Genomic DNA, 13,620 nt, shown 5'->3' on the forward strand with positions numbered 1-13,620 from the left:
CTTACATAGATATCTTCTTACCTAACTAAGTATCTCCTTGCAAGAATGATTCCGTACAAGAACCAGATGTACTGGAACCAGATTGTAAGCACCAGCGGGTGATATGGTATTCCGACAACCTTCATGATAAGTCCGACTATCAGAATTGTAAGTGAAAAATAATGAACGAATGCAATTTTTTCTTTTCTGTCAGCAATGACATGAAGAACAGTGGCAATAAGGAACGAATAGTCTGAGCAAAAGACAAAAACTCCGACAAAGTCATACCACTTTTTTGCCATTCCTTCGCAGAAGACGCCCGCTATCGCCAGCGTAGCGCAGACAAATACAACAACATCAACCACTCTTAATACCTTTCGTAATCCGTTCATACCAACTCCTCCAACATTTCCTCAATATCTTTCCTACTCTCCGCGTGCGGGAATTCATCAAATACAGGGCTTGGAACATGCGGTTCAAACATCATGTGTCTGTACCACAACGCCTGCACGGGATGCATCCCGATCTCTTTGGCGGTAAAGAGCTCTCGTGAGCCGCCGTCTCCGACATATAAGCATTCCTCGGGTTTAACGCCCAGTTCGGCGGCTGCCCTAAGATATATCTCCGGGTTGGGCTTAGCAACTCCCTGCTCATATGAAAGCATCGCCGCATCAAACAAAGGATATAGTTCACAATTCTTGATTATCTTTGCTTCGTCGGAATAACAATTGCTGATAAGCCCTGTAAGAATCCCCTTTGCTCGCAAGGCATGAAGTAAATCCAAAGACTCTTTCGGGATCACGCGAAAAGAATCTTCGAGCGTTGCCTTTCTTCCGTCTGCCACCATCGCAACATTCTTTTCAGAATAAATCCCCATTGCTTTAAGCGCTTCCCCGATGCCTTCTTCTATCGTATACTTTCCCAGCGTCCTGGCTTCTTCCGTCGCATGCCACGCTTTCCTAAACGGATCATGCTCAACTCCAAGATCCGCCGCTATATCTTCACTAAAATAAGTACTTCCTTCAAACAATGAGACAAGTGTCTCAAACATATCAAAGATAACTGCTTTTATCATAAGCTCCTCCCTGAAATAACAATAATTTATTATAGCAAAATCCCCGCCCGCAAACCACCTAAAAAGCCCATAATATCGGGCTTGAAACCACAGTAATTCTTGCGATATAATAGAAAAAACGCAAACAAGGAGGAAGCAATGACAGACGGACGCGAGGATCTGATATATTCACTTGCCAAATCAATGGGAGTTGGCGATGCCCAGAAGAATAGAGTTTCTTCCGGTAAATATAATTCCGAGACGGGAACAATGTACTGCAACGGACATGTGATCTCCCGTGCTTCTATAGAGCAGGCCAAGGCATATTTCACAACTCAGTACAAGAAGCTTGCGGAAAAAGACGATGAGGGTTCCAAGGAACTCGCATCAATATATGAAGTTGCGATGGAATCCATTAATATGCTGGTAACACCGGCGGAAGCAAACGAGTAAATCGGCATATCTTAATAAAACACTGTAATTCAAGGCCCTGAGAGCGCTGCTCTCAAGGTCTTTTTCTTTTTGAGTGGCAGCTATTGCTTTTAACTTCTTGTTATATTATAATGACTAAAATGTTAAAGAGAATGTAATTATGCACGATCCGAAAGGATATAAAAGGAGAGACTTTGTTATGGAAAAAGGAGTAAAAAAAGCCTGGGGAATAAAACAATGGCTGATATTTGCGGCCGTTATGTGGGCGCTTATCATCATCTTTCTGATCTGGGTATTAGGGGGAAGTGAAACCACGGATTCAGACGATTCTACAGCCAATAAGGCAAACGCTGAAATTGTAATTGAAGGTAACGGTAAGCTTGAAATGACCGTTGACCGCTCAAACGGCGAGCTTAATATAAATCGTCCCGTATCAACAGGCGGCTACGTCACAGGCGACGAGGATATCTGGACTATCTTTGTATACCTGTGCGGCAGTGACCTTGAATCGGATTGTGGTCTTGCATCAGCAGATCTTCAGGAAATGGTTGACGGAGTCACAGGTGATTCAGTCCGCTTTGTAGTAGAAACAGGTGGAACCAAGGAATGGGACAGCGATATTGTTGTTCCCGATAAGCTCCAGCGCTTTTTGGTAACTTCTGATGGATTAATGGAAGTAGATTCACAGCCCCTTGACGGAATGGGAAAGGCCACGACACTTGAAGATTTCCTTACATGGGGAACAGCCAATTATGCTTCGGAGCACATGGGCGTTGTGCTTTGGAATCACGGCGGCGGAAGTGTCAGTGGTGTTTGTTTTGATGAAACAACAAAAGATAAAGATTCATTAACTCTTTCCGAACTTAATCAGGCCTTCTACCCATGCTTTGCTCAGTTAGGCAGGAAATTTGATTTCGTGGGCTTTGATGCCTGTTTGATGGCAGGTATCGAAAACGCCAATATCTTTGCTACTTATGCAGATTATATGTTCGCTTCTGAAGAAACCGAACCCGGAGGCGGATGGAATTATGTCCAGCTAGGTAATTATCTTAGTGATAATGCAGATACCGACATGGTAGAACTCGGTAAGCTTATATGCGACGGCTACCTTGCTGCCTGCCAAGAGGAACCTAACGGAAATACTGCAACCATATCAATGATCGACCTTTCCAAAATGGACGATCTTGTAAAAAGTTTTAACTCTACTTCAAGAGATATATTTGAATCGGTAACAGACCCCGCGGATATCGCCAACACTACATGTGGAATCCTATGGGCTGATGATTACGGCGGAAACAACGATATGGAGGGATACACCAATATGGTCGATCTTGGAGGTGTCTTGGATGCTTTTTCCATCTATACGGACACCGCCACGGAAACCAGAAACATCCTGTCCGATGCAATTGTTTATTCCGTAACCTCAGATATGCACCCAAAGGCATCCGGAATATCCATATTCTATCCGCTGATGGTTCCCGGAACCGTTGATCTTGAAAACTTTAGTATGGTGTGCGTAAATCCCTACTATCTTGCCTTTATTGACAGGAACTGTGAATGCGGAGTCGGTGCCCTTACAGAAGTTACCGATTATGATCAGGAAGACCTTTTTGATGAAAGCGGACTTTGGACATACGGAGTAAACAACGACACCCACTGGAACTATCTCGCCGACAATACACCTACCGGCGAAAGTTCTTATATTGATTATGCAAAAGAACCTAAAGTTGAAAACAACAGCTTTGGCTTTACATTGGGAAAAAGAGGACATGACTTCGTATCCTCTATAGGTTTTGTCGTTTATGAATATTTGGAGAATAGTGATGATCTTGTTGAGCTCGGAGAAGTCAGAGATTACAATGTCGACTGGGATACGGGAGTTGTCTCCGATACTCTTAACGGATACTGGTTTTCACTCCCCGACGGGCAGAATCTTGCAACATATGCTATAGACGATACGGAAGATTCAATCATCTTTTCATCCCCTATATACCTTAACGACCAAAAAACCAATCTGCGTATTAGATACAATCATGCAGACGGATCAGTAAAAATCGAAGGTGTGTGGGACGGAATCGATGAAAGCGGTGCCGCTTCAAGAGCCAGCGCTGAGCTTCAAGACGGTGATGTTATTGTTCCTGCCTACAAATCATCAGAATCAACAGAGGACACGGAATTATATGTAACAGGTAATGAATACACTGTTTCAGGCGAATTGGAAATCGTATACGATCTTCTGGAAGAAGGCGAGTACTACGCGTCATATAATATATACGATGTATACGGAGATTACCGTACAACCAGTGTGGCTGTATTCGATGTTGATGAAAACGGAAATACATTTTTCCGTTAAAACAGATACAGAAACAAAAAAGAAAGAGCTGACGAATGTTATTCAATCGTCAGCTCTTTTTTGCTTTATTCATATTCTACATGCACATAGTTCTTGGCATAATTATATGAAAAATTAAACTTTCTAAAGCCGGTGTATCTTTCCTCGTCGACAGTATTATTTATCCACATATACCTGCCCTCAAATTCATTTAAAAGTTCTTCATTGTCCACATACGCCGGAATCGCATCATACGACAGGTTATTCGTAATATAGTACTCTACCGATTCCCAATCGTCCTCATCTCCTGCTGCCGCAGCGGCAATATCATACTTGGCGATTTGGTAATCCGGATTACTGTAGATAAAAGCAATGAACAATACCGTGATAACAACCATGCTCGCTCTGAATACAGGAAACTTCTTGATATACAAGCTCGCGATAAGAAATGCAAGCCATAAGCTCAGCACCACAAGGAACCACAGCACAAACAATCTAAGAAACGTCAGGTGATATGCACCGATATACAGTATCATCCTCATAGCTGACGATGCGATCATGATATACGTGCACACTGCAATTATAGTCAAAAGAGCCTTCAAAACCTTGGACTCTTTGAAAAACGCCCGGCATATCGATACCATGACAAGGTTCAGGATACAAACCGCCAAAAGCTGGTAAAATCCCTCATGTGCGTACTCAGCATAAGTATAGTTCTTCGGAAGCGCTACGTTTCCGCTAAACAGATATATAAACTGGATTGCGCAGAAAAGAACGTAAACCGCACCGATAATACTTGTAAAAGTGATCGCGATAACAGGATTGGTTGTGCCCTCTCCCATTAGCTTTATCTTCACCTCTTTTGCAGCAAGCGAAGTGATGATCGTATACGATGCCCAGAAAACGATGATCGCGGTTAGCACCATCTTGATCGCATAAACAACTTTGTCATCAATATCGAATTTGATATTTGAAAGAATATTCTCAAACACTGCATCCGCCGATGCAAGAAGCGGCAAGATGATAAGTAATAAAAATAAAGCAATTCCTATTCCGATAAGTACCGCAACGATAGTTTTCTTTTTCTCGGCGTTAACCTCTTTTCCGCTTTCCTTCTTATATGCTCTGTGATCTCTGACAGGTCTTGCTATGTGCTCAAAAGGTTTGATAAGCGTTCCGAAGATTACCGCAAACCACTCACCGATGTCAAATCCGGTCGTATCCACATAGAGATAAACAATATAACTTAGGAGCAAAAGAACTATCGCAGTCCTCTCAAAAAAATCAAGCGCCATACTCGTTGTCATGCATCTGTGAATCGAAAGAAGCATCAAAGAAACTACGTAAAAGATTCCGAGACTCTTCTTACCGTTGCAATCCGCGATCAGTGACAAACCCTCTTTTGCCCTCATTAACTTAAGAATAATAAGCGCTGCGACCATAAAGATCGGATGCGTGATACTCGAATGATTGTGAAACAGACAGAACGAGTATGCTATGCCGAATATGAGCGCAAGTAAACTGTATTTCTTGTAATTCTCAGAATTGCCAACTTTGATCGGCGTTATAGTTGCCGCCTGATTTACCGGTGTACTCTGTGGCACCGCAATTCCCTGTGCTTTGTTATACTGCGGCATCTGATTGTTATTAACTTCCATTTCCTTCCTCCTCGCCGTCAACAAATTCGAGGATGTCCCCCGGTTGACAGCCCAAAGCCTTGCATATCGCGTCGAGTGTCTCGAGCCTGACGGCTTTGGCTTTGTTGTTTTTAAGGATAGACAGATTGGCCAGTGTGATCCCGACCTTGCCCGCGAGCTCGGTCAGTCCCATCTTCCGCTTCGCCATCATTACATCTAAATTTATTACTATCATATCTTCACCCACCCGTTAAATTGTCAGATCATTTTCCAGCTTGTAGCTCACAGCCCTGTCAAAAACCCTGGCCAGAACTTTACTAAGCAGTCCGGCAAAAAAGAATACGGCGGCGATCACCACCGCTCCCGGTGTGAAATAAACAAAGCATCTAAGAAGCTTAACACCGGTAATTATAAAAGCGTAGGTTCCCATACGATAAAGGCTCTTTACGTTGGCTTCAACGAAGCAGTTATCCTCGATCACCGTCTTCATCATCTTACGAAGCTCAAAAAGTATCAGAAGTGCTGCGACTCCTGCCATCATGATTGAAACGACAGCGTACCAGTAATATTCGTTAATCGGGTACTGTCCCATGCTCTCGCCCATAAGCTCTCTCGATTTTATGATCGCATACTTAAGCGTGAACGGAACTGAGACCTCGATCACAAGTCCAACGTAAAAGCAAAAATCCAAAATGGCTTTAACGAAACAATTCAATCTGTTATCCATGTTTTCCTCCAAGTACTTGTATATCTTCTTTATAGCACACTCATTTTTGTTTTGCAATATATTTTTATTGATTTACGATAAATATTTATTGTTCTCCAACAGCCTCATACGCTGTGTAATATGTTTCTATCCTATCAAATCTGTAATATGCATCGCCGCTTATACTCGCGACACTTCCCGGTGTAACGCAGACTTCGCCATCATTGTGCGGAATAAGCCAGATACAGTCAACGAGTTCCTCCTTGTCAAAAAAGAGTACGAAGGCATCTACCTTTACCTTTTTATCGCTTAGATTCTCGGCCGCAAGAACTACTGAGTTTCCGTTTTCTTTGGCATATACAACAACATCGTCTGCCATATTCTTCTCATACGGCTCTCTCTTGGTAACCGAGAACTCGTACATTGCAGGAATATTTCCGCCAAGCTCGTTCTTATCAAAACGGCCTTCCAAGACAAATTTCCCGTCATTATCAACGACTTCAACGCATCTGTCCGATTCGGCAAGCTGCTCTCCGTCTTCATCTCTTGCTATGAAACGCGCCTCATATCTGCACTTCTTTCCCGTCTTATTCTGAAGGACAAGAACCGGATTACAGTTGTGCACATCCTCCCTAAAATACTGCGCTATTATGAGCGTTCCGACAGGAAGACCTCCATAGGATGGCATATCGTCGTCGGATGCGCCGACCTTGTCACTGATAGGCTTCTTGTCATATTTCTCCGTCTCGTCTTCGAGCTTTTCAAAGATTCCGTAATCATATTCGTCCAGCGAATCCGTCACAACGCCGTCGCTGACATAATATATATCTTCAGATGAAGCCTCTCCCGAAGCCGTATCCGAAAGCTCCTCTTCCACCATCGCAAGCTCTGAATTTCCCTTGCCTAAGCCATTCTTAAGCCACTCCATATCAAAGCCCATATTTGAATAGTTGTCGTAGATAATTCCGCCCACAACGGAAAGCCCGTCGGTCCTTGGATACGGAAGCGATAAGCCATATGAATTTAGATACATAATGATCGGCACTATAACACCCACAACGGACATTGTGATTGCCCTTGCGCGCGTTATCGATTTCTTTTGAATAAAGCAATAAATACTGAGAATAAGAGCGATAAAAGACGGTATTATTCCAACAAATACCAGTGATAAAAGAAGCCCTATGATAGATAAAACTATCGTAATAACTATAACAAGCATGAATTTCCCCCCGGAACGAAAATTTACGAAAAAAATTTAATGTCAATACTTGTATCTAAAAAAATTTGAGCTACAATATATTGTAGTTAGAGAAGTATTTTTTGTTATTTATGGAGGTATGAAAATGAACAGTGTTGCAACCATGGAAGCTCTTGATTCCCATATAATTCGCAGCATTCTTCGCTCAATGATCAACGAACACTGGTCAGTATCCGAAGCACTTGATGAATACGACATTCCCGAGGATCAGCGCGCCGAGTACGAAGCGCAGATCGAGGAATGCTTTGTTGACTGATCATTGTTTTCATGACTGATGATCTGCTAAGGTCAATCCTTCAGTAATCTCATACCTACATCATATACTTTGCCATCTACAGCATCGCCGAGCCACTTGGCCATGGTTATTCCATCCATAGCGAACACGGCGAAGTGTAATTCTCTTACGCTCGTGTGAACCGTTCCCCCCATTGTTATGAACGGCAGCTTGAAATCATCGACGTAGATGCCAAATGAAGGCGTTATTTTCTTCAGCTCACCGATCATTTCCGTGAGCTGTTTTTTATACACTTCCTGAACCTTTTTATCGGTCTTGTACTTCTTATTTGCTATCTCATTGTAATAGGCACTGAGCAAGTAATCTCTCTCAGAGCTCGAATACAGATACCTGAACCTGTCCCCGTATTTCTCATAAAGATTCCTGTACCAGTCAAGCGTGATATTATCCGACTCTATCGGCTTCCAGATATCTTCCTTGCTCTGCCAGATAGTCTTGGCGGTCTTCTTCCACTTCTTGTAAAGAACCATCCCGCTGTCGGAAAAAAGAGTTATATTCCTTGTCTTCGGATACCAGTCATCCGCGATCTCGCCCGCAAGCGCAGGTACGGCAAAAGCACCGGCGGAATTGCCGGCGATAAGCATCTTCTTGGGATTGGGAAAAAGACGCTTCGAAACCTTCATACTCTCAAGGAAGTTGACATATCCGTGGAAATGAAGAACGTCCTCTCCGCCTTCATCGGTCTTATAAGTATAATCACTGTTTCCGACGTGAAGATCTCCCGTTGCATAAGTCACAACAACAAAGCTCCAGTCCTTAAAAGGATTCCTTGAAGAATCGATATCCGTTATACCTACGTTTATATTATAAATCTGGGTAAAAGGTCTTAGATTGTTCCAATAAAAGTTAGGCTCCCAGGCAACCGCTTTTCCCACTGTCACGGGATGTGCCGCGGTGTACTGATTCCACGCCATTCCGCCGCCCGAAAAGAAAATGCAGAGCTTGTCGGGATCGCCTATTTTGACATAAATATAATATTCCGAGCCGTCTCCCGATATTCCTTTATCCAATGAAACTCTGTACCACTCGTCTTTTTCCGGATCTTCCGGAAGTTCATTTACAAGCTGATCATGGTTTTCCAGTACTTTTGTAACCTTGTCTTCTATAAAATCCCCGAACTTCGTCGCAAAAGCAACACCATGTTTAAGATTTTTCCTTACTAAGCGATTTCTTTTGTCCATTTTCCCCTCAAGTCTGTAGCACAGCAAAAAACACTGCTTATTACATGTTGAACATCTTCTCCGAAGCCTGCTTCAGGTCTCTGAATCTAAAGATAACGACTCCCACAATAAGAATAAGATAGCACATAATGCTGATCCCTACGGGCCACGGAAGCTTGTTGTAGCCTTTTTTGATGAAATAGATCTGACCAAGTGTCATCGCAAAATCAAAGATGATATAGTAAATATACTCATCAAGCCTTAGTTTAAGCGAAACGGCCGTAATAATAGTCACGATGGCAAGTCCGATAAGCGTCATCGGAACCATCCACTCAACGCTCCAGCCGTGGAATCCCGTCTTGAAATCAATATAGATATCAACGACGATCGCAACTATAACTTCCCACGTTATTATCTTTAGGATATTGTTTCTAAGATATACGGTTGTAAGTATAGTGACCCATCCCGCAAGGAAACCGAGCATCAACGGGCCAAAGAATGAATACTGTCTTCCGGTCATGATGTCGATAGTCGCAAACACGATCTCGACCGTGGCAAAAAGAAATGTACATATCTTAAGAAAAGTGATATGGCTCATCACCTTTCTTTTCAGTGTCGGAAACGCCGGATTATTGTCTCCCTCTACAGTTTTAAGCTGTCCCTGGCAAAGCGGGCAGCACTCTTTTTTACCTCTGATATTTATCTTACATTTAGGACAAATCTGCATCTGTCTGTGTTACTCCCTGTTAAATCTTTAGATCACTCCTGATCGTAATCATTACTTCCAAGCTCAACCTCAAGTCCCATACCTGTAAGGCACCTAAAGAAATTGAGCATGACCTTGTGTGTCTTATAAGGCGAAACCTCGCCGAAAACCATCTTATCCTTATATGAGCAGACCGTTATCTGCTGGGATGCGGCTGTCATGAATGCGCTGAATCTGTCGATGTAATCCTCAACCTCTTCGGGCATCTTGATCTGACCGAGGTTCGACATCGAACTCGTTACGCCCTTCTTGGCATTCTTATCAAAAAAGCCGATTCCCATATCCTTGATAGGAAGCGGAATGATCTTGATACCTACGTTGTGTTCAAGCGCCGCATAAGAATTCATCGTCTTTTCAATGTTCTCTGAGCTTAGCTTTTCTTTGAAACTCTTATCGACAAAAGCGATTATGTCTTCGAGTTCACCGCTGTTTTCTCCCGGAGCAAAATCAATGTTGATGATTCCGAAGAAATTGCGGGCGGTTCCGCTCTTAAAGAACTGGCGAAGGTTAACGGGAACGCTTACAACGACATGTCTTTTACGCTGGAAAAGACTCATTCCCTGCAGCACTGCCTTGATATAAACCGCAACACACATAACTCCAACCGTAGTGTTGTACTTATGCGCAACGTCCAGGAATTTGCTCGCGGATATCGTACCTTCCAAAAGATGCGGAAGGAGGTTGTCGTCGATCTCTCCGCTCAGCTGATACGCTCTTACGGAAGACATCTCGCGAAGCTGCTTAAGCCCTTTTTGCTTGCTGTAGAAATCCTTGAAAGCATCTCCGTTTTTTTCCTCCAAAGAGAAATCGTCGGAAGGGTTGATGTCTACATCAAGATTGTGCTTAAGCTGAATGTATCTCGTGATAAGATTTTTGAAAAACATGAATGCTCCGGTTCCGTCAGCCAGAACGTGGAACATCTCAAGATTGATCCTTTTCTCAAAATAATTGACTCTGTAGAGAAGATTCTTGTGTCCCGGAATATAAAGCGGAAGGCATGCGGGAGAATTCTCCTTTTCCACCACTGCTCTTAAATTGCTGTCCTCAAGGTAGTACCAGAAAAGTCCTCTGTGAAGCACGCAGTTAAAAAACGGAAACTCTTCGATCGTCTCATCCAGCGCGCTCTGCAGCGTTGCTTTATCAATCTCCTCCTTAAGTTCACATGTAATTCTGAATACTCTTGTATTGGCTCCTCTTGCGGTCGAAGGGACTATCTTGGCCGCGTTGTCAAGCTTATACCAATTGGCACTTCTATCCATAACTTCTTTATTACCTTAATCTTTTACTTTAAAGATGTTCAAGCCTCTCGGTAACTATCTCCATGTCACCGCGGCTCACTCTGTAGATGACATCTTCCAAAGTAATAAATTTCTTTTCCTTAATAAATTTTAGATGTTTGGGGTTAAACCTCATCTCAATGCCCTTGGGCGTGATGCCGGCGTTCACCTTATCTTGTATTGTACCACAAGTGTCACTCGGATCATGAGGCATACTCTTACTTAGTATACACAATAATGTGCCCGCTGTCCTCACCAGTCCTTCTGCGTTGGCATCAACACTTGCATCTATGGACTGAAGCGCGCCTATGGACCACTTCTTGATATTGTGATATATGCCGTACTCACAGTCAAGCTCCACCAGCTTTTCTTCCGCGTCGTCATAGAGCCAGACCTCATTTCCCTTAACGAACATATCGCTCACCTTGAAAAGGCCTCCCTCGAAAGGAAAATTGATACCGACGTTCGTACAACCTGTGATCAAAATGTTGGCGTTGATCTCATGAAGCACTTCTTCGTTGTCCACTCCGAAGATCACCTGCCCCGTTGCGACCTTGTCTTCTATCCGACCGTTCTCCTTATGGCTTATCCTGTTCGAATAATCATAAGGAGTCTGCACCGTGAATCTGTCGCTTCCGCACTCTTCGAAAGGTCCCGAAACGGGGAATCTTCCTCTTTTACGTCCGAAATAATCCGTGTCAAAAGAAATATCGCTTCCGTCAGGATTTTCGAATCTCTGCTCCGGTTCAAACGCAGTTCCCAAAGTGCTTGTATTTACAGGTATCGTAAAGCCGCGCGGCAAAAACTCATACAGATTGGTGTGGATCGTGTATCTGCCGTCGGTCTCATCGATATTCAGCGTGATCTTGTGATCCTTATCTACATGGCAATAGCCTTCATTATCGCACGGACGCGCCCCGTTAAAATACGCATTACCGCCAAGATAAACGGGAAGATGATCGTAATAAACATCATTGTTTCCGTACAAGGCCAGCGCATTTCCCTTGAACTTTGCAAAATACTCGGAAGGCGAAGGGAAACCGTTATAAGGAGCCGTTCCGCAGATAAAGTTATTAAGATCCATTGTATCTTTATTGTTAGCCACGCAGTACTGTAGCAGATCTTCTCTGACCGGCTTCTGGATAAAGATATTGTTATAGAACCTTGCATCACCGTGCAGGATCGTCATAAATCCCGCAATCTTAGTCGAATGCGGCACATGATAAGGCGTATATCTGTCGGACGCGAATCTGCTGCTGAGATTGCCCGTACCCTGTCCCACATAGGTAAAAGAGCCTGCTATAAGATTATGAACAAAGGCAATGCCCTGAGTACTGATCCTTGCTGCAATATCAGACAATAAAAGATTGTGATCTATAAGCGTCGGTCCGTGAGAAACCTCTATAAAGATGTCTTCTCCGAGTGACAGATCATCCTGAATAACCGTGCCCTTTGGAGGTACGTTGTCATGCATAAAGTTAAGATTAACTCTTGTACCCTGAGCTTCCCAATCAAGCCATATTCCTCTTGTGCAGTGATCGATGTGATTGCGTCTTATCTGCGTGTCGATAGCGGCGTGAAGCTTGATACCGCCTATCTCCGCACCTCTAAGGTTATGTCTGTTATTTATATGATGAATGTGATTGTCTTCGATAATACTGAAGGCGCCGCCCATGTGCCCTACGATACCTGTCTGTCCGCAGTCGTGGATATCGCAGCGTCTGATGATATGCGAGCCGACATTTCTTTTATCCCAGCCCTCGTTGACCGCACGGCATACGGCATCCCTCTGGGTCTGCGTGCCGTCTTTTAACCAAAAACTCGTCCACTTGTTATCGCTGCCTGCCTGAAAATATTTGCCCAGACTTATTCCGCTGCACTTGGACTCCGAGATCTCGCAGTCTTCTATGATCCAGCCCTTAGACCAGTTGGGTCCCACCATACCTTCCTGAAAAGCCGTGGGAGGAGCCCACTGCGTCGCAGCCTGTCTGAACGAAAGGCCCGATACGGTTATGTAATTAACACCTATTTTTGCAGGGAAAAAGCATGCCTTTCTGACAGAGAGCTCAACGTTTTCCCTATTGGGGTCAAGTCCTCCGAAATTGGCATAGATTATCGTGCAGTCGTCCTCCTGCGCGGTAAACCACACAAGAGTAGTTGACGCAGGCTCCCACGATCTCTTATCTTCCGTAGGATGCATGCAAGAATGAAGATCAAATACTTCCAGCATCGATCTTCCGTTTAGATATATTTCGCCCGTATGAGGCGTCTCCTCGCTGCTACCGATGAACCAGTCGCCGCGAACAACGTCCGTATACGGATTGTACTCTCCAAAAAAGCTGTTCGGTATACGAACACGCCATACATTCTCAAAAGCTTCCCAATCACTTAGGATCTCAGCTCCTGTGATAACAACATCGCCCTTGGATGCTGCCTTGTAGGTAATGGGCTTATCCTTGGTACCCGGATTTGCGGGCTTAACCCATTCCCTATATATTCCGGGTGCTATAAGCACCACGTCACCTTCTTTTGCGACCAAAGCCGCTTCGGAAACAGTCTTAAAAGGATGATCGATGGAACCGTCTCCGCTCCTAGATACGCTGTCTGCCACGTAAATCTGCATATTTCGCCTCCAAAAAACTCTTTTGACCTTTTCCTAATCTCACTTTATAATTATACCACGGAACAAAGAGCTGTTCTGCATTCTTTCTGCGCCTATGTGCG

13 protein-coding genes are annotated in these 13,620 nt (G+C 43.8%); 3 read left to right on the plus strand and 10 right to left on the minus strand.

What is annotated here, in order from left to right; translation table 11 throughout:
• Nucleotides 1–17: 17 nt before the first annotated feature.
• Together D6853_RS05580 and D6853_RS05585 are read right to left on the minus strand one after the other, a co-directional pair.
• Nucleotides 18–371 (minus strand): hypothetical protein, encoded by a 354-nt coding sequence (locus D6853_RS05580; RefSeq protein WP_120657058.1) that lies wholly within the window; start codon nucleotides 369–371, stop codon nucleotides 18–20.
• Entirely contained in the window at nucleotides 368–1,054 is a 687-nt protein-coding gene (locus tag D6853_RS05585) for an HAD family hydrolase (RefSeq protein WP_120657059.1), read from the minus strand. The genes D6853_RS05580 and D6853_RS05585 overlap by 4 nt, the downstream gene beginning before the upstream one ends.
• 138 nt (nucleotides 1,055–1,192) lie before the next feature.
• Here D6853_RS05585 and D6853_RS05590 point away from each other — a divergent pair, with 138 nt between their 5' ends.
• Together D6853_RS05590 and D6853_RS05595 are read left to right on the plus strand one after the other, a co-directional pair.
• The gene (locus D6853_RS05590; RefSeq protein ID WP_120657060.1) at nucleotides 1,193–1,486 is read left to right on the plus strand and encodes a hypothetical protein; all 294 of its coding nucleotides are present in this window, start codon (nucleotides 1,193–1,195) and stop codon (nucleotides 1,484–1,486) included.
• Between the two features lie 178 nt (nucleotides 1,487–1,664).
• A complete protein-coding gene (locus tag D6853_RS05595) occupies nucleotides 1,665–3,818 on the plus strand; it encodes a clostripain-related cysteine peptidase (protein ID WP_158588673.1) in 2,154 nt (717 codons plus the stop codon).
• Between the two features lie 65 nt (nucleotides 3,819–3,883).
• On the opposite strand, the gene D6853_RS05600 is transcribed toward D6853_RS05595, so the two are convergent.
• The 4 genes from D6853_RS05600 to D6853_RS05615 all read right to left on the minus strand — a co-directional run bounded on the left by D6853_RS05600 (nucleotide 3,884) and on the right by D6853_RS05615 (nucleotide 7,359).
• On the minus strand, nucleotides 3,884–5,455 hold the full coding sequence (locus tag D6853_RS05600; protein ID WP_120657062.1) for a DUF4153 domain-containing protein: 1,572 nt from the start codon (nucleotides 5,453–5,455) through the stop codon (nucleotides 3,884–3,886).
• Nucleotides 5,445–5,669, minus strand: a complete 225-nt coding sequence (locus D6853_RS05605; RefSeq protein WP_120657063.1) for a helix-turn-helix domain-containing protein — start codon at nucleotides 5,667–5,669, stop codon at nucleotides 5,445–5,447. Before D6853_RS05605 ends, D6853_RS05600 begins: the two co-directional genes overlap by 11 nt.
• A gap of 15 nt (nucleotides 5,670–5,684) precedes the next feature.
• A complete protein-coding gene (locus tag D6853_RS05610; protein ID WP_120657064.1) occupies nucleotides 5,685–6,161 on the minus strand; it encodes a DUF2975 domain-containing protein in 477 nt (158 codons plus the stop codon).
• A gap of 85 nt (nucleotides 6,162–6,246) precedes the next feature.
• Entirely contained in the window at nucleotides 6,247–7,359 is a 1,113-nt protein-coding gene (locus D6853_RS05615) for a hypothetical protein (protein WP_120657065.1), read from the minus strand.
• 124 nt (nucleotides 7,360–7,483) lie between these two features.
• On the opposite strand from D6853_RS05615, the gene D6853_RS15270 reads away from it, so the two are divergent.
• Nucleotides 7,484–7,654: a hypothetical protein gene (locus D6853_RS15270; protein ID WP_158588674.1), complete on the plus strand. Its 171-nt coding sequence runs from the start codon at nucleotides 7,484–7,486 to the stop codon at nucleotides 7,652–7,654.
• A 32-nt stretch (nucleotides 7,655–7,686) separates the two neighbouring features.
• Here D6853_RS15270 and D6853_RS05620 read toward each other — a convergent pair whose 3' ends face one another.
• The 4 genes from D6853_RS05620 to D6853_RS05635 are packed head-to-tail and all read right to left on the minus strand — an operon-like array spanning nucleotide 7,687 to nucleotide 13,519.
• Entirely contained in the window at nucleotides 7,687–8,874 is a 1,188-nt protein-coding gene (locus D6853_RS05620) for a pectin acetylesterase-family hydrolase (protein ID WP_120657066.1), read from the minus strand.
• A 40-nt stretch (nucleotides 8,875–8,914) separates the two neighbouring features.
• A complete protein-coding gene (locus D6853_RS05625; protein ID WP_092244869.1) occupies nucleotides 8,915–9,580 on the minus strand; it encodes a DUF6320 domain-containing protein in 666 nt (221 codons plus the stop codon).
• A gap of 32 nt (nucleotides 9,581–9,612) precedes the next feature.
• Nucleotides 9,613–10,878, minus strand: a complete 1,266-nt coding sequence (locus D6853_RS05630) for a hypothetical protein (RefSeq protein WP_120657067.1) — start codon at nucleotides 10,876–10,878, stop codon at nucleotides 9,613–9,615.
• 28 nt (nucleotides 10,879–10,906) lie between these two features.
• Complete coding sequence (locus D6853_RS05635; protein WP_120657068.1) at nucleotides 10,907–13,519, minus strand: right-handed parallel beta-helix repeat-containing protein; 2,613 nt, start codon at nucleotides 13,517–13,519, stop codon at nucleotides 10,907–10,909.
• Nucleotides 13,520–13,620: the final 101 nt, after the last annotated feature.

This window comes from Butyrivibrio sp. X503 (genome assembly GCF_003625475.1).
Lineage (GTDB): Bacteria > Bacillota > Clostridia > Lachnospirales > Lachnospiraceae > Butyrivibrio.

What these genes read in the sequence shown, in the direction of transcription:
- D6853_RS05625 (WP_092244869.1), bottom strand. Translation starts at nt 9,580, where the DNA reads ATGCAGATTTGTCCTAAATGTAAGATAAATATCAGAGGTAAAAAAGAG.
- D6853_RS05635 (WP_120657068.1), bottom strand. Translation starts at nt 13,519, where the DNA reads ATGCAGATTTACGTGGCAGACAGCGTATCTAGGAGCGGAGACGGTTCC.
- D6853_RS05615 (WP_120657065.1), bottom strand. Translation starts at nt 7,359, where the DNA reads ATGCTTGTTATAGTTATTACGATAGTTTTATCTATCATAGGGCTTCTT.
- D6853_RS15270 (WP_158588674.1), top strand. Translation starts at nt 7,484, where the DNA reads ATGAACAGTGTTGCAACCATGGAAGCTCTTGATTCCCATATAATTCGC.
- D6853_RS05580 (WP_120657058.1), bottom strand. Translation starts at nt 371, where the DNA reads ATGAACGGATTACGAAAGGTATTAAGAGTGGTTGATGTTGTTGTATTT.
- D6853_RS05620 (WP_120657066.1), bottom strand. Translation starts at nt 8,874, where the DNA reads ATGGACAAAAGAAATCGCTTAGTAAGGAAAAATCTTAAACATGGTGTT.
- D6853_RS05600 (WP_120657062.1), bottom strand. Translation starts at nt 5,455, where the DNA reads ATGGAAGTTAATAACAATCAGATGCCGCAGTATAACAAAGCACAGGGA.
- D6853_RS05630 (WP_120657067.1), bottom strand. Translation starts at nt 10,878, where the DNA reads ATGGATAGAAGTGCCAATTGGTATAAGCTTGACAACGCGGCCAAGATA.
- D6853_RS05595 (WP_158588673.1), top strand. Translation starts at nt 1,665, where the DNA reads ATGGAAAAAGGAGTAAAAAAAGCCTGGGGAATAAAACAATGGCTGATA.
- D6853_RS05585 (WP_120657059.1), bottom strand. Translation starts at nt 1,054, where the DNA reads ATGATAAAAGCAGTTATCTTTGATATGTTTGAGACACTTGTCTCATTG.
- D6853_RS05605 (WP_120657063.1), bottom strand. Translation starts at nt 5,669, where the DNA reads ATGATAGTAATAAATTTAGATGTAATGATGGCGAAGCGGAAGATGGGA.
- D6853_RS05590 (WP_120657060.1), top strand. Translation starts at nt 1,193, where the DNA reads ATGACAGACGGACGCGAGGATCTGATATATTCACTTGCCAAATCAATG.
- D6853_RS05610 (WP_120657064.1), bottom strand. Translation starts at nt 6,161, where the DNA reads ATGGATAACAGATTGAATTGTTTCGTTAAAGCCATTTTGGATTTTTGC.